At 69.3% G+C, this 22,543-nt stretch carries 18 protein-coding genes; 7 read left to right on the forward strand and 11 right to left on the reverse strand.

The window, feature by feature from the left end:
• The first annotated feature begins 1 nt into the window (after position 1).
• Together pdxR and DPV79_RS38175 are read left to right on the forward strand one after the other, a co-directional pair.
• Positions 2-1,582: a MocR-like pyridoxine biosynthesis transcription factor PdxR gene (gene pdxR, locus DPV79_RS38170; RefSeq protein ID WP_196488922.1), complete on the forward strand. Its 1,581-nt coding sequence runs from the start codon at positions 2-4 to the stop codon at positions 1,580-1,582.
• A 224-nt stretch (positions 1,583-1,806) separates the two neighbouring features.
• Entirely contained in the window at positions 1,807-5,379 is a 3,573-nt protein-coding gene (locus DPV79_RS38175; RefSeq protein ID WP_048026249.1) for an indolepyruvate ferredoxin oxidoreductase family protein, read from the forward strand.
• Positions 5,380-5,481: 102 nt separating this feature from the next.
• Here the strand turns inward: DPV79_RS38175 and DPV79_RS38180 are convergent, their stop codons facing one another.
• Positions 5,482-7,149 carry a Na+/H+ antiporter gene (locus DPV79_RS38180; protein WP_113047839.1) on the reverse strand — a complete coding sequence of 556 codons (1,668 nt, stop codon included), beginning with the start codon at positions 7,147-7,149 and terminating at the stop codon, positions 5,482-5,484.
• Between the two features lie 296 nt (positions 7,150-7,445).
• Here DPV79_RS38180 and DPV79_RS38185 point away from each other — a divergent pair, with 296 nt between their 5' ends.
• The 4 genes from DPV79_RS38185 to DPV79_RS38200 all read left to right on the forward strand — a co-directional run bounded on the left by DPV79_RS38185 (position 7,446) and on the right by DPV79_RS38200 (position 10,528).
• A complete protein-coding gene (locus DPV79_RS38185) occupies positions 7,446-8,732 on the forward strand; it encodes a sensor domain-containing phosphodiesterase (protein ID WP_042973380.1) in 1,287 nt (428 codons plus the stop codon).
• Between the two features lie 162 nt (positions 8,733-8,894).
• Positions 8,895-9,281: a hypothetical protein gene (locus tag DPV79_RS38190; protein ID WP_027788988.1), complete on the forward strand. Its 387-nt coding sequence runs from the start codon at positions 8,895-8,897 to the stop codon at positions 9,279-9,281.
• Positions 9,278-9,682, forward strand: coding sequence for a hypothetical protein (locus DPV79_RS38195; RefSeq protein WP_060219892.1), 405 nt, complete (start codon positions 9,278-9,280; stop codon positions 9,680-9,682). The genes DPV79_RS38190 and DPV79_RS38195 overlap by 4 nt, the downstream gene beginning before the upstream one ends.
• 120 nt (positions 9,683-9,802) lie before the next feature.
• On the forward strand, positions 9,803-10,528 hold the full coding sequence (locus DPV79_RS38200) for a copper homeostasis protein CutC (protein WP_059490457.1): 726 nt from the start codon (positions 9,803-9,805) through the stop codon (positions 10,526-10,528).
• Positions 10,529-10,609: 81 nt separating this feature from the next.
• Here DPV79_RS38200 and DPV79_RS38205 read toward each other — a convergent pair whose 3' ends face one another.
• The 6 genes from DPV79_RS38205 to DPV79_RS38230 all read right to left on the reverse strand — a co-directional run bounded on the left by DPV79_RS38205 (position 10,610) and on the right by DPV79_RS38230 (position 16,548).
• Positions 10,610-11,965: a purine-cytosine permease family protein gene (locus DPV79_RS38205; RefSeq protein WP_111938928.1), complete on the reverse strand. Its 1,356-nt coding sequence runs from the start codon at positions 11,963-11,965 to the stop codon at positions 10,610-10,612.
• A 216-nt stretch (positions 11,966-12,181) separates the two neighbouring features.
• Positions 12,182-13,177: a 5-oxoprolinase subunit C family protein gene (locus tag DPV79_RS38210; RefSeq protein WP_021157413.1), complete on the reverse strand. Its 996-nt coding sequence runs from the start codon at positions 13,175-13,177 to the stop codon at positions 12,182-12,184.
• On the reverse strand, positions 13,167-14,042 hold the full coding sequence (locus DPV79_RS38215; protein WP_059586330.1) for a 5-oxoprolinase subunit B family protein: 876 nt from the start codon (positions 14,040-14,042) through the stop codon (positions 13,167-13,169). Before DPV79_RS38215 ends, DPV79_RS38210 begins: the two co-directional genes overlap by 11 nt.
• Positions 14,039-15,502: an acetyl-CoA carboxylase biotin carboxylase subunit gene (locus DPV79_RS38220; protein ID WP_113047840.1), complete on the reverse strand. Its 1,464-nt coding sequence runs from the start codon at positions 15,500-15,502 to the stop codon at positions 14,039-14,041. The genes DPV79_RS38215 and DPV79_RS38220 overlap by 4 nt, the downstream gene beginning before the upstream one ends.
• A 4-nt stretch (positions 15,503-15,506) precedes the next feature.
• Complete coding sequence (locus tag DPV79_RS38225) at positions 15,507-15,749, reverse strand: acetyl-CoA carboxylase (RefSeq protein ID WP_021157410.1); 243 nt, start codon at positions 15,747-15,749, stop codon at positions 15,507-15,509.
• Between the two features lie 16 nt (positions 15,750-15,765).
• Entirely contained in the window at positions 15,766-16,548 is a 783-nt protein-coding gene (locus DPV79_RS38230; protein WP_059651137.1) for a 5-oxoprolinase subunit PxpA, read from the reverse strand.
• 259 nt (positions 16,549-16,807) lie between these two features.
• Between DPV79_RS38230 and DPV79_RS38235 the strand changes: the two genes are divergently transcribed.
• Entirely contained in the window at positions 16,808-17,725 is a 918-nt protein-coding gene (locus DPV79_RS38235; protein WP_048026260.1) for a LysR family transcriptional regulator, read from the forward strand.
• A 78-nt stretch (positions 17,726-17,803) separates the two neighbouring features.
• Here the strand turns inward: DPV79_RS38235 and bioB are convergent, their stop codons facing one another.
• From bioB to bioA, 4 genes are all read right to left on the reverse strand, one after another.
• On the reverse strand, positions 17,804-18,826 hold the full coding sequence (gene bioB, locus DPV79_RS38240; protein ID WP_113047841.1) for a biotin synthase BioB: 1,023 nt from the start codon (positions 18,824-18,826) through the stop codon (positions 17,804-17,806).
• 62 nt (positions 18,827-18,888) lie between these two features.
• Positions 18,889-19,608 (reverse strand): dethiobiotin synthase, encoded by a 720-nt coding sequence (gene bioD, locus DPV79_RS38245; RefSeq protein WP_111938925.1) that lies wholly within the window; start codon positions 19,606-19,608, stop codon positions 18,889-18,891.
• Positions 19,605-20,909 (reverse strand): 8-amino-7-oxononanoate synthase, encoded by a 1,305-nt coding sequence (gene bioF / locus DPV79_RS38250; RefSeq protein WP_113047842.1) that lies wholly within the window; start codon positions 20,907-20,909, stop codon positions 19,605-19,607. The genes bioD and bioF overlap by 4 nt, the downstream gene beginning before the upstream one ends.
• Positions 20,906-22,252 carry an adenosylmethionine--8-amino-7-oxononanoate transaminase gene (gene bioA / locus DPV79_RS38255; RefSeq protein WP_059492011.1) on the reverse strand — a complete coding sequence of 449 codons (1,347 nt, stop codon included), beginning with the start codon at positions 22,250-22,252 and terminating at the stop codon, positions 20,906-20,908. The genes bioF and bioA overlap by 4 nt, the downstream gene beginning before the upstream one ends.
• Positions 22,253-22,543 lie beyond the last annotated feature (291 nt).

Consider the following 22,543-nt stretch of genomic DNA (forward strand, 5'->3'; position numbering starts at 1 on the left):
CTTGCACGATAGCAACAGGTGGCACAATCAACTAAGCCCACTTTCGAAAACCGGATCAATCCACTTTCAAGCCATGAGCAAACGCACCACGCCACCCGTCTGGGGCGCCTTCGCGGTCGATCCTGCCGCTGCGCTGCCGCTCCAGGAGCAGATCGCCGGCCACCTTCGCGAGGCGGTGCTGCGCGGCCATCTGCGTCCCGGCGCACGTCTGCCGTCGACGCGATCGTTCGCGGCCGACCTGGGCGTGTCGAGGCAGACCGTCGTACTGGCGTACGACCGGCTCGTGGCGGAGGGTTATGCACACGGGCAGCGCGGCTCCGGCATCTATGTGCCGGACGTGTTGCCGGAGGACCTCTCGCTGCCCGCTGCCGCGGCGCGGCCGTCCGTTGCCGCGGCGCACGGCGAAGCGTATCCGGCGCTGTCGGAGCGGGGGCGTCACCTCGTCAACCTGCCGGTCACGCCGGTGCCGCGCGAACCGGGCCTGCTCGCGCCCGGCACGCCGGCGTTCGATGCGTTTCCGTACGACACGTGGACGCGTCTTTCCGCCCGTTTCTGGCGCAGCCGGCCGGCTGCCGACCAGCTTGGCTATGCCGATCCGGCCGGATACCGCCCGCTGCGCGAAGCGATTGCCGAGCACCTGGGCGTCACACGCGGTCTGTCGTGCGATGCGGACGACGTCGTGATCACGTCGGGCTCCCAGCACGCGATCGAACTGGCGGCGCGCTTGCTGATCGACGCGGGTGCCGCAGTGTGGGTCGAAAACCCGGGGTTCGTCGCGGGACACAGCGCGGTTGAAAGTGCGGGCGCCCGTGTCGTGCCGGTGCCGGTCGATGCAGAGGGCCTCGATGTCGAGGCGGGTGTGCGGCTGGCTGCGGGCGCGCGGCTGGCGGTAGTCACGCCGTCGCACCAATACCCGCTCGGCGTGACCATGAGCCTGCGGCGCCGGCTCGCGTTGCTGGACTGGGCCGAGCGCGCCGACGCCTGGATCGTCGAGGACGATTGCGACGGCGACTACCGATACGCCGGCCGGCCGCTGCACCCGTTGCGCGCGCTGGGCCGGCAGTCTGCCGCGAATCGCGTGATCTACGTCGGCACGTTTGCGAAAGTCCTCGCGCCCGGGTTGCGGATCGGCTTCCTGATCGCGCCACCGGGGCTCGCCGGAGCCTTCGCCCATGCCCGCGCGTTGGTCGACCGGCAATCGCCGACTCCGTTGCAGGTCACGCTCGCGGAATTCATCGGCGAAGGGCATTTCGCGACGCACCTGCGGCGTATGCGCATGCTTTACGGGGAGCGCCGGGATGCGCTGCTGGCGGCGCTCGAATGCCACTGCGCTGACGTACTCGACTGGGGGGCCGCACCCGACGCCGGCCTGCATCTCGTCGCGAAGCTGCGTGGCGCGGCTACGCCGGACGCGGATCTCGCGGTGTGGGAGGCCGCGACGGCACTCGGGCTGCAGACTCCACCGCTGTCGCCGCACTACCGTGGCGGTGGCGAGGCCGGGCTCGTGATCGGTTTTGGCGCGACGCTGCCGGGCAATATGCGGGACGCCGTGTTGCGACTGCGGCGCGCCATCGCCACCTGACGGCGAGACGCCGGACAGCCCCCCGGCATGCCGGGCAAGATTTTCCTCCTGATCGTCACTTCCCGTTGTGTTTTTTGCTCACGTTGGCGGCCGATCGCAAAGATCAGAAAAAAAAATCTTCCTTTGTCGCTGAAAAATAGCTGCATTGACCCGCCGCGACGCGGCCGCATTGCACCGGCTTCGCGATCGCGCCAGTGAGAGAACACAATCAGGAGACTTCCCCCATGACCGCCCGCTTGCCCGTCGATGGCACGCCCGCCCTGTCCGACTACCGCCTGACCGACAACCTGACCGCGACGCGCGGCCGGATCTTCCTGACCGGCACGCAGGCGCTGGTCCGCCTGCTGCTGATGCAGCGCACGGTCGACGCCGAACAGGGGCTCAACACGGCCGGCTTCGTCAGCGGCTATCGCGGTTCGCCGCTCGGCATGGTCGACCAGCAGCTGTGGAAGGCGAAGAAACTGCTCGACGCGAGCGGCGTGCGCTTCCTGCCCGCGATCAACGAGGAACTCGGCGGCACGGCCGTGCTCGGCACGCAGCGCGTCGAGGCCGATCCCGAGCGCACGGTCGAGGGCGTGTATGCGATGTGGTACGGCAAGGGCCCGGGCGTCGATCGCGCGGGCGACGCGCTGAAGCACGGCAACGCGTACGGTTCGTCGCCGCATGGCGGCGTGCTGGTCGTCGCGGGCGACGACCACGGCTGCGTGTCGTCGTCGATGCCGCACCAGAGCGACTTCGCGATGATCGCGTGGCACATGCCGGTCGTGAACCCGGCGAACATCGCCGACATGCTCGAATTCGGCCTGTACGGCTGGGCGCTGTCGCGCTACTCGGGCGCGTGGGTCGGTTTCAAGGCGATCTCCGAAACGGTCGAGTCGGGCTCGACCGTCGACCTCGACGCGCTGCAGACGCACTGGCCGGCGCCCGAAGGCTTCACGCCGCCGGCGGGCGGCCTGCACAACCGCTGGCCGGACCTGCCGAGCCTGACGATCGAAGCGCGCCTCGCCGCGAAGCTCGACGCGGTGCGCCATTTCGCGCGCACCCACAGCATCGACAAGTGGATCGCGCCGAGCGCGCAGGCGAACGTCGGCATCGTCACGTGCGGCAAGGCGCACCTCGACCTGATGGAAGCACTGCGCCGCCTCGACCTGACGGTGGCCGACCTCGACGCGGCCGGCGTGCGGATCTACAAGGTCGGCCTGTCGTATCCGCTCGAGATGACGCGCATCGAGACCTTCGTCGACGGGCTCGCCGAAGTGCTCGTGATCGAGGAGAAGGGCCCGGTCATCGAGCAGCAGATCAAGGACTACCTGTACAACCGCACCGAGGGCGCGCGCCCGCGCGTGCTCGGCAAGCACGATGCCGAAGGCGCCTGCCTGCTGTCCGAGCTCGGCGAGCTGCGCCCGTCGCGCATCCTGCCCGTGTTCGCCGAATGGCTCGCGCGCCACAAGCCGGCGCTCGACCGCCGCGAGCGCGTCGTCGATCTCGTCGCGCCGCAGATCCTGTCGAACGAAGCCGACGCGGTGAAGCGCACGCCGTACTTCTGCTCGGGCTGCCCGCACAACACGTCGACGAAGGTGCCGGAAGGCTCGATCGCACAGGCCGGCATCGGCTGCCACTTCATGGCGTCGTGGATGGAGCGCGACACGACGGGGCTGATCCAGATGGGCGGCGAGGGCGTCGACTGGGCCGCGCACGCGATGTTCACCAACACGAAGCATGTGTTCCAGAACCTCGGCGACGGCACCTACTTCCACTCGGGCATCCTCGCGATCCGCCAGGCCGTGGCCGCGAAGGCGAACATCACGTACAAGATCCTCTACAACGACGCGGTCGCGATGACGGGCGGCCAGCCGGTCGACGGCAGCATCTCGGTGCCGCAGATCGCGCGGCAGGTCGAGGCGGAAGGCGTGTCGCGCTTCGTCGTCGTGTCCGACGAACCGGAGAAGTACGACGGTCACCACGGGCTGTTCCCGAAAGGCACGACGTTCCATCACCGCAGCGAACTCGACACGGTGCAACGCGAGCTGCGCGAGACGCCGGGCGTCACCGTGCTGATCTACGACCAGACCTGCGCGGCCGAGAAGCGCCGCCGCCGCAAGAAGGGCGAATTCCCCGACCCGGACAAGCGCCTGTTCATCAACGACGCGGTGTGCGAAGGCTGCGGCGACTGCGGCGTGCAGTCGAACTGCCTGTCGGTCGAGCCGCTCGAGACGCCGCTCGGCCGCAAGCGCCGCATCGACCAGTCGTCGTGCAACAAGGACTATTCGTGCGTGAACGGCTTCTGCCCGAGCTTCGTGACGGTCGAAGGCGCGGCGCTGAAGAAGGCCGCCGGTGCCGCATTCGATGAAGCCGCGCTCGCCGCGCGCGTCGATGCGCTGCCGGTGCCCGCGACCCATCTCGACGCGGCGCCGTTCGACATGCTCGTGACGGGCGTGGGCGGCACGGGCGTCGTGACGGTCGGCGCGCTGATCAGCATGGCCGCGCACCTCGAGGGCAAGAGCGCGTCGGTGCTCGACTTCATGGGCTTCGCGCAGAAGGGCGGCTCGGTGCTGTCGTTCGTGCGGATCGCGTCGAACGACCGGTGGCTGAACCAGGTGCGCATCGACACGCAGCAAGCCGACGTGCTGCTCGCGTGCGACATGGTCGTCGGCGCGAGCGCCGAGGCGTTGCAGACAGTGCGTCACGAACGTTCGCGGATCGTCGTCAACACGCACCGGATCCCGAATGCGTCGTTCGTGCAGAACCCCGACGCGAACCTGCATGCGGACGCGCTGCTCGAGAAGATGCGTCACGCGGCCGGCGACGGCTACCTGTCGAGCTGCGACGCGCAGGCGCTCGCCGCGAAGTTCCTCGGCGACTCGATCGGCGCGAACATCCTGATGCTCGGTTATGCATGGCAGCTCGGCCTCGTGCCGGTGTCGCTCGCGGCGATGATGCGCGCGATCGAGCTGAACAACGTCGCGGTCCCGATGAACAAGCTTGCGTTCTCGATCGGCCGGATGGCGGCCGGCGACGCGGCGGGCCTCGATGCGTTGTGGAACGCGCGCCACACGGTGGCCGCGCATGCCGCGCCGGAGACGCTCGCCGAGCTGATCGCCGATCGCGAAGCGCGTCTCGATGCGTACGGCGGCGCCCGTTATGTCGAGCGCTACCGTGCGCTCGTGAGCGCGGCGCGTGCGAAGGGCGACGATTCACTCACGCGCGCGGTCGCGACGACGTTCTACCGGCTGCTCGCGGTGAAGGACGAATACGAGGTCGCGCGGCTGTACACGGACGACGCGTTCCGCACGGCGCTCGAAGCGCAGTTCGAAGGCGTGCCGGGGCAGGCCTATCGCGTGAAGTTCAACCTCGCGCCGCCGACGGTCGCGAAGGCCGGCAGCGACGGCAGCGTGCCGAAGAAGCGCGTGTTCGGCCAGTGGATGTGGCCGGTGTTCGGCGTGCTGGCGCGCGTGCGCAGCCTGCGCGGCACGTGGCTCGATCCGTTCGGCCGCACCGTCGAGCGCAGGATGGAACGCGCGCTTGCCGACGACTACGAGACGACGCTCGCACGGGCGCTCGCCGCGATGACGGCCGGCAACGCGGCGCAGGTCGCGCAACTGGCCGACCTGCATGCCCGCGTGCGCGGCTTCGGTCACGTGAAGGTGCGCAACCTGGCCGGCGTGAAGCGCGCGGAGCGCGAGCTCGCGCTGCAGCTCGGCATCGACGCGGCGACGAGCGCGGCCGTGCAGCACGCGCTCGACGAGATGAAGGGCGCGGGGATGCTGAAGGGGATTCCGGTCGTGGTCGCGAAGTAACGCGCGCCCGGGCGGAGGTGGGCGGATGTGAAAACGGCGACGCGGGTGCGTCGCCGTTTTTTTCATGAGTGGCGGCTGCGCACCGGCAGCGGCGGCCGTCCGTCAGAGAATGCCTTTCTTGCGCGTCGACAGCGCGGTTTCCGACAGGTCGATCTCGCGCAGCAGTTTCGTCAGCGTCTCGTCGGAAATCTTGCTGTCGCTGCGCAGCCGGTACAGCGCGGTGCGTTCCGCGCGCACGGCCGCGATCCGCATCTGCAATTCCATCGTTTCGGCCTGCTTCGCTTCGGCGCGCGGCGTGGGGCCGTCCTCGGCGAGCGTCGCGAGGCGGCGGCGGTACTGGTCCATCACGCGAGCGGAGATATCCGCGCAACGCGCGGCGCCCGATTCGTCGAGATCGGCCGAGATCGCGTCGTGCGACGAGTCGATCGCGCGGATCGCGGCCTGCGCGGCGGCCGCGCGCGCGGCGCGTTCCTCGTCGCCGAGCGGGCTGCGCGACGAACGCACGCCGCGCAGCAGCAGCGGCAGGCCGATCACCGCGACGACGAGCGAGCCGAGGATCACCGCCGACGCGACGAAGATCGCGGTGTCGCGGCCCGGCAGCGGCACGCCGTCGGACAGCGCGACCGGAATCGACAGCACGCCGGCGAGCGTGACCGCGCCGCGCACGCCGCCGACCGTCATCACCGCGATCGTGCGGATGCCGGCCATCGTGCCGGCGAGGCCCTGCCGTGCGGCGCGACGGCTCGCGAACCAGCGCAGCAGCCAGACCCACAGGAAGCGGATCGCATACAGCGCGAGCATCATCGCGCAGACGTTGAAGATCATCCGGCCGACGAGCGCGTCGCTCGTGTGGTGCGCGTCGACGAGCGTGCGGCCGATGATGTGCGGCAGCTGCAGCCCGAGCATGATGAACACCATGCCGTTGAACACGAACTCGATCATCGCCCACGTGCTTTCGGCGCGCACGCGCGAAGCGACGGTGCTTCTGCGCGAGAAGCTCGTGTAATTCATCATCATCCCGGCCGACACGGCAGCCAGCACGCCCGACAGCTCGAGGTGCTCGGCGAACAGGTAGGCCGCGAACGGCACGAGCAGCGTCATCACGATGCCGGGGGCCGGATCGCCTTCCTGCTCGGCGTTCAGGAAGCGCGTCGACAGCGCGCTGAACACCCACGACACGATCGCGCCCGTCGCAAGGCCGCCGGCCGCGACGATCACGAACGTGACCGACGCGTCGCGCAGCGAGAACATGCCCGTCAGCGCGGCCGCGATCGCGAATTTCAGCGCGACGAGGCCCGACGCGTCGTTCATCAGCGCCTCGCCTTCGAGGATGTGCATCAGCTGCGGCGGAATCCGGCCCTTTCCTGCGATGCCCGACAGCGCGACCGCGTCGGTGGGCGACAGCACGGCCGCGAGTGCAAACGCGATCGGCAGCGGCAACTCGGGTATCAGCCAGTGCGCGAAATAGCCCACTGCGAGTACCGTCATGAACACGAGCCCGAATGCGAGCATCAGGATCGCGCGGCGCTGCAGGTACAGCTCGCGCTTCGGAATCCGCCAGCCGTCCGCGAACAGCAGCGGCGGAATGAACAGCAGCATGAAGATTTCGGGATCGAACGTGACGTGCAGGTTCAGCTTCGGCCACGCGAGCATCGCGCCGAAGGCGATCTGCATCAGCGGCAACGGCAGCTGGAACGGCAGGATGCGCGTGACGGCGCCGGACAGCGCGACGGTCAGCAGCAGGATCAGGACGGTGAAGACGATTTCCATCGATACGGCGAATACGGGGAATGAAACGATCGTACGGAGTGTAGCGTGACAGCGTGACCGGTGCGTTCGAGCGGCCGGTGCGTGCGCACGAAACTGGTGCGTCGCGCGTGTGCCACGGTGGTGCGGCGGCCCGGTGAGCCCGCGCGGCGCATGGGTTCTACGCGCCTTGCACGGAGCTTGCTTGATGCTGGTCAACCGTCCGGCGTCGACCGGGCAACCGAGGGTCCAACCATGACATTGCACGCGCCGTTCGCCTTGCCGGGCGCCGCGTTCGAAGGCATTACCAGGAGGAAGGCATGACGATCGTGCAACAGGAGCGTCCGGCCGCTGCGTCGCCGTACCGGTTCGAGCGGGAGGTGAGTTCCGGCCTCGAACGTCTGGCGACGCAGCACCGCGACCTGACGCTCACGACCGTGTTCCAGCCGATTTTCAGCCTGTCGCACCAGCGTGCGGTGGGCTACGAGGCGCTGCTGCGCGCGCACGATGCGCTCGACCGCGCGGTGTCGCCGCTCGACGTGTTCGGCGAAGCCGCGCGCCAGGGCGAACTGCTGCAGCTCGACCGGCTCGCGCAGGCGCTGCATCTCGAGAACTTCGCGCTGCTCGGCGCCGAGCGCGAGTGGCTGTTCCTCAACGTGCATCCGGGGGTGCTCACCGACCCGTTCCAGGCGGCCGCGCTGCTCGCGAACCTGAAGCGGCTCGGCATGCCGCCGCGGCGCATCGTGCTCGAAGTGCTCGAACAGCGCGCGGAGGACGTCGAGCGGCTGGCCGAGGCCGTGCGCGAATTCCGCACGCACGGTTTCCTGATCGCGCTCGACGATTTCGGCGCGGGCCACTCGAATCTCGAGCGGATCTGGCAACTGAACCCGGACATCGTGAAGCTCGACCGGATCATGCTGTCGCACGCGGCGCACCGCACCGGGCTCACCGCGATCCTGCACGGGCTCGTGACGCTGCTGCACGAGGCCGGCAAGCTGGTGCTCGTCGAGGGGATCGAGACCGAGCACGAGGCGCAGATCGCGCTGTCGTGCGAGGCCGATTTCGTGCAGGGCTACTACTTCGGCCGGCCGGCGCCGGGGCTGCCCGACAGCGCGGCCGCGACGGGCTGCATCGGCGAGCTGACCGAGCGTTTTCGCCAGCAGACCGAGGCGCGCGAGCGGCGCGATGCGCAGCGGCTCGCGCCGTACCTGCGCGCGTTCGAACGCGCGGCCGAGCGCCTCGCGGCCGGCGAGCCGCTCGACGAGGTGTGCTGGAACTTCCTCGCGCTCGACGCGGCCGCGCGCTGCTTCCTGCTCGACGCGCACGGCCGCCAGTCGGGCCGCAACGTCGTGCTGCGCGCCGACCGCGCGCTCGCCGAGGCACGCTTTTCGCCGCTGGCGGACGCACAGGGCGCGAACTGGCTGCGCCGGCCGTATTTCCGCTCGGCAATCGCCGAGCCGGGGCGGGTGCAGGTCACGCGGCCGTACCTGTCGATCAACGAGGCGCAGCCGTGCGTGACGCTGTCGGTGGCCGTGCGCGTCGGCGATACGCAGCGCGTGCTGTGCGGCGATATCGACTGGATCGACGACGAAGCGGACGCCGGCTAGCGACGCGCGTATCGCAGGCGGCGCGCAGGGTGACCCGGGCCAGTGCGGGCGGCCCGTTGCGCTCGCCCCGCGCTTCCCCGACAATGGCGCGACCGCGGCCATCGTGACCGCGGGCGCGCCGTCCCGGGGGCCACCATGGCGGCGAATAACAAGGAAAACACAATGAAAAGACCGATTTCGCTGACCATTCTCGCGTGGATCATCATCGTGACCAACGCGATCACGTGCATCTATACGCCATTCACGATCGGCATGCCGACCACCCAGGCGCTGCTGTCGCACTACCTGCTGCCCGTCTGGGCGACGCTTGGCATCAGCGTGCTCATCGAAGCCGTGAACGTCGTGATCGGCATCGCGATCCTCAAGGGCCGCGAATGGTCGCGCAAGGCTTACATCGTGACGGCCGTGTTCGGTTTCGCGTTCTCGTTCGTCAACATGCCGGCGTCGATGTTCGCGGTGCTGATCCCCGGCTTCCTGCTGTTCGCCCTGTTCGTCTACCTGCTGTTCCGGCGCCCCGCGACCGCGTATTTCCGTCAGGCGAGCGCATGAGCGTCGTGCGCAACGCGCTCGCGATCGTGCTGTTCGCGATCGCGGGCATGTGCGTGATCACCGCGCAGATGATGGCGTTCATGAAGCTCGGCCATACGCGGGCGATGCTCGTGTTCGTCGCCGTGTTGTTCGTGCTGTCGGCCGTGTTCCTGGCCGTTGGCGCGTTCGCCGGCGCGTTCCGGCCGCGCGCGCGTGGCGCGGGCATCGCACTGATCGTCGCGTCCGCGACCACCGCGTTCGGGATGATCGGCTGGGTGACGCTCCTGCTGGCGCCGGGGATCGTCGACGTGATGCAGCAGCAGGGCGTCGACGTGAACGCGCGGATGTTCCGGTTCGCGCCCGGCGCCGTGGCGACCGGCCTGTCCGCGCTCGTCGGTGTGTGGCTCGCGCGGCGCGGCTGACGGCGGGACTCGCGACGGGACTGACCGGGCGCCGCTGACGGCGGGGCGCCCGTCACGCTGGCGCCCGTCGCGCGGCTCGGCTAGGATGCGCGAATTGTCCTGACGATTCGCGGGCCGCCCATGAGCCGAAACGCCGCTTCTTCCATCCTCCTCGAAGTGATCGCCACGACCGTCGGCGACGCGAAGGCCGCCGCCCGCGCGGGCGCCGACCGCCTCGAACTCGTGACCGCGATCACCGAAGGCGGGTTGACGCCGAGCGTCGGCCTGGTCGAAGCCGTCGTGGCCGCCGTGCCGATTCCCGTCAACGTGATCGTGCGGCCGCACAGCCGGTCGTTCGTCTACGACGCCGACGACCTGCGCGTGATCGAGCGCGACGTGCGCGCGGCCGTCGCGGCCGGTGCGAACGGCGTCGTGTTCGGCGCGCTCGACGCGCGCGGCGACGTCGATCTGGGCGCGCTGGCCCGCATCGCGGCCGCGGCGGACGGCCGCGCGCTGACGTTCCACCGCGCGTTCGACGTGTCGCGCGATCTCAACGCCGCGTTCGACGCGCTGCTGCGCGTGCCTGCCGTCACGTCGGTGCTGACGTCGGGCGGCCATCCGTCGGTGCTCGACGCGGTCGCGACGATCACGCGGCTGGTGCGGCAGACGGCAGGCTCGACCTGCACGGTGCTGGCCGGCTCGGGGCTCACGGTCGATGCGGTCGGCGATTTCGTCCGCGCGACCGGCGTGCGCGCGGTGCATTTCGGCTCGGGCGTGCGGCCGCGCGGCGAGGTGCTGGCACCGGTCGACGAACTGCTCGTCGCGAAGGTGCGCGCGACCATCGACGGAGCCGCGTCGCACGTGTGACGCGCGCGGTGGCCTGCGGCGGCCACGGCGCGGCGAATCACGCCAGCGCGCGGCAGACGATCGCGCGGCACGCGTACCCCGTCACGTATTGCGCACGAACCAGGTACGTTTCGCGGTGCCCAGCAGCGCGCGATAGACGACCCACGACACGACGAACGTCGCGGGCGCCGACAGCGACGCGGCGAACCCCGTCGCCTGGTTCAGCGCGAGTCCCGTGAACGCGCCGGCGAACCATGCGGTCAGCCCGCCCGGATTGAAGGTCGGCACATGGGCGTCGCGGCATTCGACGTCGTCGCCGACGAGTTGCCCGTACCGGCCGGACAGGATGTGCGCGAGCGCGACGCCGACCCACGCGACGACGAAGATGCCCTGGTACGCGAGCGCCTGCAGGATTCGCGAGAAGATGTCCGCCATCATCAGCGCATAGACGACCGCACCGACCACGAGTGCCCACACGAACTTCGGCGCACGCACGCCGGCCACCTTCAGGAAGAACGCCTGCATGTTGACGGTCGCGAGGTAGTAGTTCGCGGTGTTGATGCGGGATTGCGTGACCCACACGAACAGCAATCCCCACACGCCCATCAGCTTCAGCAGCGCGAGCACGACCGATACTTCGGAGAGCGTACCGAGCCCCGGAATCGTGCTGACGAGATAGATGCCGGCCGCGCCGTTGACGAGAAACGTGACGAGGTAAAACGGCATCCCGAAGTTGAAGCGGCCGTGATAACCCGCGTCTTCCTTGCGGCCGAAGCGCGCGTAGTCGAACGTGAACATCATCAGCACCCACACGCCCATGTAGTAGACGAAGCAGTGCCACCAGCCGCCGGCCGGCGCGTTGCCGGCCGGCCCGAAATCGAGCCACGCCGCGTTGTAGCCGTATTCGGCCGTCGCGAGCCCGACCGCCGCGAGGAGCCCGAGCAGGTAGAACGGCAGCAGCACGCCGTTGAACTTGTCGAGCCAGTGCTGCACGCTGCCGAACACGAGCGGCACGCTGTAGCAGACGACGATCAGCGCGGCCCATTTGTAGTCGAGCGCCGGAAACTGGTGGTGCGCGGCAACCGCGATCACCGAGCCCTCGAACACCGCGTAGTAGATCGCGGTCGCGAAGAAGATCAGTGTCGCGAGCGCCGCGCCGGCGCTGCCGAACAGCACGCGCGAGAACAGCGCGACCGAGAGTCCGGTGCGGATCGCATAGCGGCTGATGATCGTGTTGACGAGGCCGTACGACACGACCGACAGCGCCATCCCGATCAGCGCGTTGCGCGCGCCGTAGGTGAGCGCGAGCGTGGCGCCCACGACGATGTAGAACACCGCGCTGCACACGGCCCACCACGCCATCGTCAGCGAGAAGGGCGGCATGCGCGCGTGGTCGGGGACGGCGAGCGTCGACAGGTCGAGATCCTCGTCGGTACGGGCCTGAGCCAGGTTGGCCATGATCGTGCTCCTTGATGCGCAGAAGTTGCGAACGACGTCTCGGCCGCGGCACAGGCGATCCGCAGGGTTGCCCCGACGTCGGGCGGGCAACCGGTTCGGCAGGAACAGCGCGCAGGCGTCCCCGCCGCGCGGCGCCCGGCCGGGCGGGCGGAAGACGGACAGCGAAAAGGGGGCGGCGACGAACGGCGCCCGGCACGCGAACCGGGCGCCCGGTGCTCAGTCCCGCAGCACGGCACGCAGCAGCGCGAGGCGCCGCTGGTACTCGCGGCGCGCGGCGAGCGCGTCGGCCATCGTCACGCGCACGAACCGCGCGCGGTGGTTGGGCTGCATCTGGCCGATCAGGTCCATGTCGGCGCTGATGACCGTGCCGATCGTCGCGTAGCCGCCGCCCGACACCGCGTCGCGGTGCAGGATGATCGGCTCGAGCCCGGCCGGCACCTGGATCGAGCCGATCGGGTAGCACGCGTCGACGATGTTCGACGGATCGGCGCCCGCGCCGAATGGCTGCTCGCGCGGCCGGAACTGCAGCGCGCGGCCGTTCTTGTAGCGGTAGCCGATGCGATCGGCTTCGGGTGCGACCGTCCATTCGTCGTCGAAGAAGGTGCGCGCCGAATCGTCGGTGAGCCGGTAGTGGTACAGGCCCGTCAGGACGCGCAGCTCGACCTGGTTGTCGAGCGGCCGGCTCACGGCCGCCGGCAGCTCGCGCCCTTCGCGGGGTGTGCCGACGGGGGCGCCGAGCGGCAACCGGTCGCCTTTCTGCAGGCGCCGGCCCGCGTGGCCGCCGATCGCGCCGAGCGCGTAGGTCGAGCGGCTGCCGAGCACGACCGGCACGTCGATACCGCCCGCGACGGCGAGATACGCGCGAGCGCCCGCCTTCACGTAATTGAACGACAGCACGCTGCCTGCGCCGATCCGCAGCGCGACGTTGCAGCGCTGGCCGATGCCGTCGATCTTCGGCGTCATCTCGGCGCCGGTGACGGCGATCAGCGCATCCGTATGGAACAGCAGCTCGGGGCCGAGCAGCGTGCATTCGAGTACGGCGGCTTCTTCGGGATTGCCGACCAGCAGATTCGCCGCGCGCGATGCGTACTGGTCGAGCGAGCCCGACGGCGGGATGCCGACGTGGTAGTAGCCTTGCCGGCCCATGTCCTGGACCGACGTCGCGAGGCCGGGTTTCACGACCTCGATCAGGTTGTGCGCGTCAGCTTGCATGCAGCACCTCGACGAGAGAGCGGTTGTACGCATCGGGATCGCGCAGGAATGCGTCGAGCGAGAATTTCACCGGGCGCACGCGCAGGGAAAAGGTGCCGGCCTCGACGTCGGCCACCGCGGCGTCGTAGGTCGCGCGATCGATCGGCTGGAATTTCACGATGTCGCCGGGCCGGAAGAACACCATGAACTCGCGCAGGTAGTCGAGCCGCTGCGCGGGGTCGAAGATCGGCGCCGGCGTCACGCCGAACATCTGGTAGCCGCCCGCGCCGCGCACCGAGTAGATGCAGCCGAAACAGCCGCCGTGGCCCACGGTGAGCTTCGGCGTGTCGGTGCGCGGCCGCAGGTATTTCGGCACTTCGAGCTGGCGTTCGCGCTCGACCATCTGGTACATGAACGGCAGGCCCGCGACGAAGCCGACCATCGACACGAACCACGGCGACCCCGAGTGGGCGGCGATGAAGGCATCGACGTCGCGCTTGCCGTTGATGCGCGCCGCGTATTCGAGATCGGTCGACGACGGATCCTGGTGGCGTTCGCGAAACCGCATCAGCGTCTCGTGCGTCCATGGGTCGTTGTACAGCACCGGCACCTCGACGATGCGCGTATCGAGTTCGAGTGGCGCGTCGCCGACTTCGGCCTCGATCGTCTTCAACAGCGCGACGAGCGCATCGGGCTCGATCACGTCCGGGTCGTAGCGTACCTGGTAGGACGCATTCGCCGGACAGATCTCGGTGATGCCCGGCACCGCGCGGCGCTGCAGTTCGCGCGTGATCGCCGTGCCCTTGAAAAATGCGTCGAGCGACATCGATTCGCTGATTTCGACGAACACGAATTCGTCGCCGCCGAAGGTGTAACGGGTCGTCACATCGCCTCCCCGACGCGCACGGCGTCTGCATGTTCGGCTGCGTGTTGCTGCGTGGCGGCTGTTGCGGCCTCACGCCATTGCGGCATCCACGCTTCGAGGAAATTCGTGTGATAGCGCCCGGCGCGCACGTCTTCGTCGGCGAGCAGCGCGACGTGCAGCGGCGCGGTCGTCTTCAGCCCGCCGACGTGCAGCTCGCCCAGCGCGCGGGCCAGGCGCTGCAGCGCGGCCGCACGGCTCTCGTCGTGCACGATCAGCTTCGCGAGCAGCGAATCGTAGAACGGCGGCACGACGTAGCCCGGATAGAGCAGCGAATCGACGCGCACGCCGGGGCCGGTCGGCCACACCAGTGCGTCGATCCGGCCGGGGTTCGGGCGGAAGTCCTGCAATGGATCTTCCGCGTTGATCCGGCATTCGAGCGCCGCGCCGCGCATCGCGATGTCCGGCTGCGCGAAGCGCAGCGGCTCGCCGTCGGCGATGCGCAGCGTCTCGCGCACGAGATCGATGCCGGTGATCGCCTCGGTCACCGGATGCTCGACCTGGATGCGTGTGTTCATCTCGATGAAGTAGAACTCGCCGCGCGCGTCGTCGAACAGGTATTCGAGCGTGCCCGCGCTGCGATAGCCGACCACCTGCGCGAGCCGCGTGGCCGACGCGCACAGCGCGTCGCGCTGCGCGGGCGTGAGCGAAGGCGACGGCGCTTCCTCGAGGATTTTCTGGCGGCGCCGCTGCAGCGAGCATTCGCGCTCGAACAGGTGGACGACGTGACGGCCGTCGCCGAGCACCTGCACCTCGATGTGGCGCGCCCGTGCGATGAAGCGTTCGAGGTACACGCCGCCGTCGCCGAACGCCGCCTGCGCCTCGCGCTGCGCGAGCGGCAGCTCGTCGTCGAGCTGCGCGGCGTCATGCGCGACGCGGATGCCGCGCCCGCCGCCGCCGGCGGCCGCCTTGATCATGATCGGATAGCCGATGCGCGCGGCGACGTCCCGCGCCTCGTCGAGCGACTGCACGACACCGTCGCTGCCGGGCACGGTCGGCACGTTGGCGCGCCGCGCGGTTTCGCGTGCGCGGGCCTTGTCGCCCATCGTGGCGATCACCTGCGAGTCCGGGCCGACGAAGATCAGGCCGGCCGCCTCGACCTGCGCGGCGAAGGCGGCATTTTCGGACAGGAAGCCGTAGCCGGGATGGATCGCGTCCGCGCCGCACTGCCGCGCGGCGTCGAGGATCGCGGCGGGATTCAGGTAACTCTTCGCCGCGTGCGACGAGCCGATGTGGACGGCTTCGTCGGCCATGCGCGCGGCGAGGCTGTCGCGGTCCGCGTCGCTGACCACGGCGACCGCGCGCATGCCGAGCTCGCGCGCGGCACGGATCACGCGCACCGCGATCTCGCCGCGGTTCGCGACCAGCACGGTGCGGATGCGCGACGGCCGGTAGAACGCGCTGGAGGAGGTTGCCGGATTCATCGCATCACCCCTCGATCCGCATCAGCACCTGGCCCGCGTCGACCGGCTCGCCGTCCTCGACGAGCAGCTCGACCACGCGCCCTGCCGCATCGGTTTCGATCTCGGTGAACTGCTTCATCACCTCGACGAGGCCGACCACCGCGCCGGCGGCGACCGTCGCGTCGACCGCGACGTAGTAGTCCGCATCGGGCGACGGGCGCCGGTAGAAGGTGCCCGGCAGCGGGCTGACGATATCGTGCAATGCCATCGTGTGTCTCCTTGAATCAGTGATGGGCGGCGAGCGGTTGCGGCCCGGCGGTCCGGATGCCTTCGCGGATCAGCGCGTGGCGCGTTTCGCGCACGAGGTCGAGCGCGCCCGGCGTGTCGCTGTGGATGCAGACCGAATCGAAATCGATGTCGATGTCGTCGCCGTCGATCGTCCGCACCTTGCCGTCGATGCACGCACGCAGCACCTTGTCGGCGACCTGGCGCGGATCGAGCCGGCCGACACGGCGCGTGAACACGATCGAGCCGCTGCGGTCGTAGTCGCGATCCGCGTAGAACTCGCGGATGACCGGCTGCCCGTACTCGACGGCGACGCGGTACGTGACCGATGCCTCCATGCAGTACAGCCACAGGCCCGGATCGACGCGTTGCAGCGTTTCGATCAGCATCCGCGAGAACGCTTCGTTGCCTGCCGCATGCATGTAGAGCGCGCCGTGCGGCTTCACGTGCTGCAGGCTGACGCCGTTCAGGCGCGCGAACTCGCGCAGTGCGCCGAGCTGGTACAGGATGTCGTTGACGAGCGCCTGCGGCGTTTCGGCGATCGTGCGGCGGCCGAAGCCGACGAGATCGCGAAAGCCCGGGTGCGCGCCGATGCCGACGCCGGCGTCGCGCGCGAGCTGCACCGTGCGCGCCATGATGTTCGGATCGCCGGCGTGAAAACCGGTGGCGATGTTTGCCGAGCTGATCAGCGGCATGATCTGCTCGTCGACGCCGTCGCCGATCGTCCACGGGCCGAAGCCTTCTCCCATGTCGGAGTTCAGGTCGACGCTGTGCTTCCTCATACGATGTGCTCCTCCAGGTTCTCCGGTTCGCGTGCGTCGTGGCGCATGCCGAAACCGTGTTGAACGCAGGTTAGCCGCGTGGGGTGCGTCAAAAAAGTTCTATTTTTATATGCGACCGTATCGATTTTTTCGATACCGTGGAAAACGGCTGCCAGGTGCCGTCGGAGCTGGGGCGGCAGGGTTTCCACGAGGTCGGGTTCATGGGCGTGGCGCGGTTGTTATGATGTTTGTCGCGTGCCCATCTGTTTTCTCATCGACCATGGCCCTGACTCTCAGACAGCTCAAGTATTTCGTCGCGACCGCCGAGCTCGGCCAGATCTCGCAGGCCGCGATCCAGCTCACGATTTCGCAGTCGGCCGTGACGAGCGCGATCAGGGAACTGGAGGACAGCCTCGGCACGCAACTGTTCCTGCGCACGCCGTCGGGTGTGACGCTCACCGACACGGGGCGGCGCTTCCTGAATCACGCGTACACGATCCTGTCGTCGGTCGACGAGGCGATGCGGATTCCGAACCTCGAAAGCACGCTGACCGGCACGCTCGCGATCGCCGCGAGCTACACGGTGCTCGGCTATTTCCTGCCGCACCACGTGCTGCGCCTGAACACGCTGTATCCGCGGCTGACGATCCACCTGCACGAGCTGAACCGCGAGTCGATCGAGGAAGGGCTGATCGCGGGCCGCTACGACATGGCCGTGCTGCTCACGTCGAACGTGTCGAATCCGGCGCTCGTGCTGGAGCCGGTGATTCACTCGGTGCGGCGGCTGTGGGTCGGCGCGCATCATCCGCTGCTCAGGCACGAGAGCGTCACGTTCGCGGAAGTCGCGCGCGAGCCGTTCGTGATGCTGACGGTCGACGAGGCGGGGCAGACGGCGCTGCGTTACTGGAACGAGACGCCGTACCGGCCGAACGTGATCCTGCGCACGTCGTCGGTCGAGGCGGTTCGCAGCATGGTCGCGAACGGCAGCGGCGTCGCGATCCTGTCCGACATGGTGTATCGGCCGTGGTCGCTCGAAGGGCGGCGCATCGAGACGATCGTGCTGCGCGATGCGGTGCCGCCGATGAGCGTCGGTCTTGCGTGGCGCAAGGACATCGAGTTGAGCCCCGCGATGCACGCGGTGCGCGATTATTTCCGGCACACGTTCATGGAGCCGCGCGCGCTCGGCGGCGCGGCCTGAACGACGGGGCCGGATACAGAAAAGCCGGGGCATGCCCCGGCTTTTCCGTTTGCAGATCCGGCCCGACGGCCGCTCCGCTTACGCGTTCGCCGACATCGCGTCCGCGTCGCTCGCGCGGATGCCGAGGCGCTCGAACAGCGCGCGATCCTTCTGCGACTGCGGGTTGCTCGTCGTCAGCAGCTGGTCGCCGTAGAACATCGAGTTCGCGCCGGCCAGGAAGCACATCGCCTGCAGCCCGTCGTCGAGCTGTTCGCGGCCGGCCGACAGGCGCACGACGGCCTTCGGCATCGTGATCCGCGCGACCGCGATCGTGCGCACGAATTCGAACGGGTCGAGCGGCGCGGTGCCTTCGAGCGGCGTGCCTTCGATCGCGACGAGGTTGTTGATCGGCACCGAATCCGGATACGGGTTCAGGTTCGCGAGCTGCGAGATCAGGCCCGCGCGTTCGCGGCGCGATTCGCCCATCCCGATGATGCCGCCGCAGCACACGTTGATGCCGGCGTCGCGCACGCGGTCGAGCGTGTCGAGGCGATCCTGGTAGGTGCGCGTCGAGATCACCTGGCCGTAGAACTCCGGCGACGTGTCGAGGTTGTGGTTGTAGTAGTCGAGGCCCGCATTCGCGAGTTCCTGCGCCTGTTCGTCTTCCAGCATGCCGAGCGTCATGCAGGTCTCGAGGCCGAGTTCCTTCACGCCGCGCACCATCTCGGTCAGCGCCGGCATGTGGCGCTCCTTCGGGTTGCGCCATGCGGCGCCCATGCAGAAGCGGCTCGCGCCGTTCGCCTTCGCCGCCCGTGCGGCATCCAGCACCGCGTCGACGTCCATCAGCTTCTCGGCCTTCAGGCCCGTGTCGTGGTGCGACGACTGCGAGCAGTAGCCGCAATCTTCCTCGCAGCCGCCCGTCTTGATCGACAGCAGCGTCGACAACTGCACCGCGTTCGCGTCGAAGTGCTCGCGGTGCACCTGCTGCGCGCGGAAGATCAGATCGTTGAACGGCAGCTCGAACAGCGCGACGACGTCGGCGACGCGCCAGCGTTGCGAGGCCGGAGCGGTCACGGGAATCGCGTCGGGTTGCACGGTGGCGGCGGTCTGGGCTTGGGTCATATCGTTTTCCTGTCCTGGTCGGGGATGAGGGATCGGGGGATCGGGGATCTGTTTCTGTCGGGTCAATGCCGCGCGGTGCGCAGCGTATCGACGAGCGCGGCGATGTCGAGCATCGCCGCGGCGGATTCGGGGGCGGCCGGGCTCATGTGCGGAATGCGGCCGAGCAGCGGCGCGCCGTGCTCGCGGGCGAGCCAGTCGCGCATCGTCGCGACGTTCTCGTCGGGGAACGACATCGCCGGGTCGACGTGGTTCGCGACCCAGCCGGCGAGCTTGAGGCCGCGTTGGCGAATCGCGTCGGCGGTGAGCAGCGCATGGCTGATGCAGCCGAGCCGCACGCCGACGACGAGCACGACCGGCACGCCGAGCGCGACCGCGAGATCGGCCATGTCCTGCGTGTCGTTCATCGGCACGCGGAAGCCGCCGGCGCCTTCGACGACGACGATATCCGCGCGCGTCAGCGCTTCGCGATGGCACGCGACGATCGTGTCGATGTCGAGCGTCACGCCTTCCCGCGCGGCGACGATATGCGGCGCGGCCGGCGCCTTCAGCAGGAACGGCGTGCGCAGCTCGGGCGGCAGCACGACGTTCGCGGCCGCGTCGAGCTGGTCGGCGTCCTCGTTGCGCCACACGCCGTCGCGTTCATATGCGCCGGCCGCGACGGGTTTCAGCGCGGCTGCACGCAGGCCGTGCCGCGCGAAGCCGTGCAGCATCGCGGCCGACACGAAGGTCTTGCCGATTTCGGTGTCGGTGCCCGTGACGAAAAGCGAGAGCGGGGCGGTCATGCCGCAGTCTCCCGCCGGGCCGCCCCAAGGGAGGCTGCAGCCCCCTCGGGGGGCAGCTCACGAAGTGAGCGTGGGGGCGGTTCCGTCTCCCGCGGGGCTGCGTGAGCGGAGGCTGCGGCCCCGTCGCTGGCTTCGACCAGCGCGGCTTCGAGCCGCGCGAGATCGTCGAACGAATGCGCGGCCGACAGCGACACGCGCAGCCGCGACGTGCCGACGGGCACCGTCGGCGGCCGGATCGCGGGCACCCACAGGCCGTGCGCGTCGAGCGCGCGCATCGCCGCGAGCGTCGCGTCGTTGCTGCCGATCACGAGCGGCTGTACGGCCGTGTGCGAATCGACCGGCTCCCAGCGCGTATTGCGCAGCAGCGCGCGTGTGCGTTCGATCAGTGCGGCGAGATGCGCGCGCCGCGCATCGCCTTCGTCGCCCGCGATCACCTTCAGGCTTGCCGATACCGCGTGCGCGACGGCCGGCGGCGCGGCCGTCGTGAAGATGTAGCTGCGCGCGCGCTGGATCATCCATTCGATCACGGTCTCGTGCGCGATCACGAATGCGCCCGCGACGCCGGCGGCCTTGCCGAGCGTGCCGACGTACACGAGATGCGGCGAACGCAGCGCGGCGGCCGCGAGCGCGCCGCGGCCCTGCGGGCCGAGCACGCCGAAGCCGTGTGCGTCGTCGACGACGAGCCACGCGCCATGGCGCTCGGCCAGCGCGACGAGTTCGGCGAGCGGCGCGATGTCGCCGTCCATGCTGAACACGGTGTCGCTGACGATCAGCTTCGTTTCGGCATCCGATGCGTCGAGCAGCGCGGCGAGCGCGGCCGTGTCCGCATGCGGATAGACCTGTACGTTCGCGCGCGACAGCCGCATGCCGTCGATCAGCGATGCGTGGTTCAGCGCGTCGGAGAAGAGGGTTGCGCGCTTGCCGGTGAGCGCCGTCATCGCGGCGAGGTTCGCCATGTAGCCGGTGCTGAAGTACAGCGCGCGCGGCGCGTCGGAGAAGCCGCCCGAGAAGGCCGCGAGTTCCTCTTCGAGCGTTGCGTGCGCGCGCGAATGGCCGCCGAGCAGGTGCGAGCCGCCGCTGCCGGCGCCGTAGCGCTGCGCGCCTTCGGCGAACGCGGCGACGAGCGCCGGATGCGCGGCGAGGCCGAGATAGTCGTTGCTGGCGAAGCCAACGATCTCGCGGCCGTCGACGGTCATGCGCGCATCGCACGCGGTGTCGGCGGTGCGGCGCACGCGGCGCAGCCCCTGGGCGTCGAGATCGGCGAGGTCGCGTTGCAGCGCGTCGAGCAGCGGGTTCGTCATCGTGCGATCTCCGCGAGCGTGGCGTCGAGCGTGTCGCGCGTGCGTTGCGCGAGCCACGCGATGTCGTCGTCGCTCATCACGTACGGCGGCATCAGGTACACGGTCGTGCCGATCGGGCGCAGCAGCAGCTCGCGTTCCAGCGCGCGTTCGAAGAAGCGTCGCGAGAAGCCGCGCGCCGCGTCGCCGTCGAGCGCGACGTCGAACGCGAACAGCGTGCCGCGCTCGCGCAGGTGGCGTACCTGCGGATGTGCGTCGAGCGGCGCGAGCGCGGCACGCAGCGTGGCCGACTTGCGCGCGTTCGCCGCGAGCACGTCGTCGCGTGCGAAGAGGTCGAGCGTCGCGACCGCCGCGCGGCACGCGAGCGGGTTGCCCGTGTACGAATGCGAGTGCAGGAAGCCGCGCGTCGTGTCGTCGTCGTAGAACGCGGCGAACACGTCGTCGCGCGTGAGCACGAGCGACAGCGGCAGGTAGCCGCCGCTGATGCCTTTCGACAGGCACAGGAAATCGGGCCAGACGCCGGCCTGCTCGCATGCGAAGAAGGTGCCGGTGCGGCCGCAGCCGACCGCGATCTCGTCGGCGATCAGGTGCACGCCGAATTCGTCGCACAGCGCGCGCAGCCCGCGCACGTACGACGGATCGTGCATCGCCATGCCGGCCGCGCACTGCACGAGCGGCTCGACGATCAGCGCGGCGATCCGGTCGCCGCGTTCGACGAACAGGCGCCGCACGTCCGCGAGCGCGCGGCCCGCGACGTCGGCGGCCGTTTCGCCCGGCAGCGCGCCGCGCGCGTCGGGCGACGCGACGACGTGCGCATGGCGGATCAGCGGATCGTACGCGTCCTTGAACAGCGCGACGTCGGTCACGCCGAGCGCGCCGATCGTTTCGCCGTGATAGCTGTTCGCTACGCAGACGAATTCCTGCTTGTTCGCGCGGCCGCGGTTGCGCCACGCGTGGAAGCTCATCTTCAGCGCGATCTCGACGGCCGACGCGCCGTCCGACGCGAAGAACGCATGGCCGAGCGTGCGCGCGGTGAGCGCGTGCAGCCGCTCCGCGAGCTCGATCGCGGGCTCGTGCGTGCAGCCGGCGAGCATCGCGTGCTCGAGCGTGTCGAGCTGGTCCTTCAGCGCCGCGTTGATGTCGGGGTTCGCATGGCCGAACAGGTTGACCCACCACGAGCTGATCGCGTCGAAATAGCGGCGGCCGTCACGGTCGTACAGCCACACGCCCGCGCCACGCGCGACGGGGATGAGCGGCAGGCGCTCGTGGTGCTTCATCTGGGTGCAGGGATGCCAGACCGCGCGCAGGCTGCGCGCGACCCAGTCGTCGGTGGCTGGCGTACTCAAGGCGGCTCCGGGGGATAAAACGGCCGCGCGGCATCGACGGGATGCCGCGCGGCGGGACAACGGGACAACGAAACGCGCTGAGATTAGCGTGTTCCGCGACGGGTTGCACTACCGGTTACAAAGGCCGCGAAGCCTTGCTGGACGGGAGTTCGGCGCAGATCGGGGCGGCTCGGGACGGTACGGTTCAGAAGTCCGGAAATGACCGCAGATGACGACGTTCGAGTGAGACCCCCCAACTGAAAAAAATCGGAGGGGGGGCGGTGCGGCAGCGTGAAAAATGGGGGGCGAAGG

The sequence above is a fragment of the Burkholderia reimsis genome (assembly GCF_003294055.1).
GTDB lineage: Bacteria > Pseudomonadota > Gammaproteobacteria > Burkholderiales > Burkholderiaceae > Burkholderia > Burkholderia cepacia.

Bases quoted from the DNA above. Each gene is read 5' to 3' on its own strand.
- DPV79_RS38175 (WP_048026249.1), top strand. From the start codon at position 1,807: ATGACCGCCCGCTTGCCCGTCGATGGCACGCCCGCCCTGTCCGACTAC.
- DPV79_RS38180 (WP_113047839.1), bottom strand. From the start codon at position 7,149: ATGGAAATCGTCTTCACCGTCCTGATCCTGCTGCTGACCGTCGCGCTG.
- DPV79_RS38185 (WP_042973380.1), top strand. From the start codon at position 7,446: ATGACGATCGTGCAACAGGAGCGTCCGGCCGCTGCGTCGCCGTACCGG.
- DPV79_RS38190 (WP_027788988.1), top strand. From the start codon at position 8,895: ATGAAAAGACCGATTTCGCTGACCATTCTCGCGTGGATCATCATCGTG.
- DPV79_RS38195 (WP_060219892.1), top strand. From the start codon at position 9,278: ATGAGCGTCGTGCGCAACGCGCTCGCGATCGTGCTGTTCGCGATCGCG.
- DPV79_RS38200 (WP_059490457.1), top strand. From the start codon at position 9,803: ATGAGCCGAAACGCCGCTTCTTCCATCCTCCTCGAAGTGATCGCCACG.
- DPV79_RS38205 (WP_111938928.1), bottom strand. From the start codon at position 11,965: ATGGCCAACCTGGCTCAGGCCCGTACCGACGAGGATCTCGACCTGTCG.
- DPV79_RS38210 (WP_021157413.1), bottom strand. From the start codon at position 13,177: ATGCAAGCTGACGCGCACAACCTGATCGAGGTCGTGAAACCCGGCCTC.
- DPV79_RS38220 (WP_113047840.1), bottom strand. From the start codon at position 15,502: ATGAATCCGGCAACCTCCTCCAGCGCGTTCTACCGGCCGTCGCGCATC.
- DPV79_RS38225 (WP_021157410.1), bottom strand. From the start codon at position 15,749: ATGGCATTGCACGATATCGTCAGCCCGCTGCCGGGCACCTTCTACCGG.
- DPV79_RS38230 (WP_059651137.1), bottom strand. From the start codon at position 16,548: ATGAGGAAGCACAGCGTCGACCTGAACTCCGACATGGGAGAAGGCTTC.
- DPV79_RS38235 (WP_048026260.1), top strand. From the start codon at position 16,808: ATGGCCCTGACTCTCAGACAGCTCAAGTATTTCGTCGCGACCGCCGAG.
- bioB (WP_113047841.1), bottom strand. From the start codon at position 18,826: ATGACCCAAGCCCAGACCGCCGCCACCGTGCAACCCGACGCGATTCCC.
- bioD (WP_111938925.1), bottom strand. From the start codon at position 19,608: ATGACCGCCCCGCTCTCGCTTTTCGTCACGGGCACCGACACCGAAATC.
- bioF (WP_113047842.1), bottom strand. From the start codon at position 20,909: ATGACGAACCCGCTGCTCGACGCGCTGCAACGCGACCTCGCCGATCTC.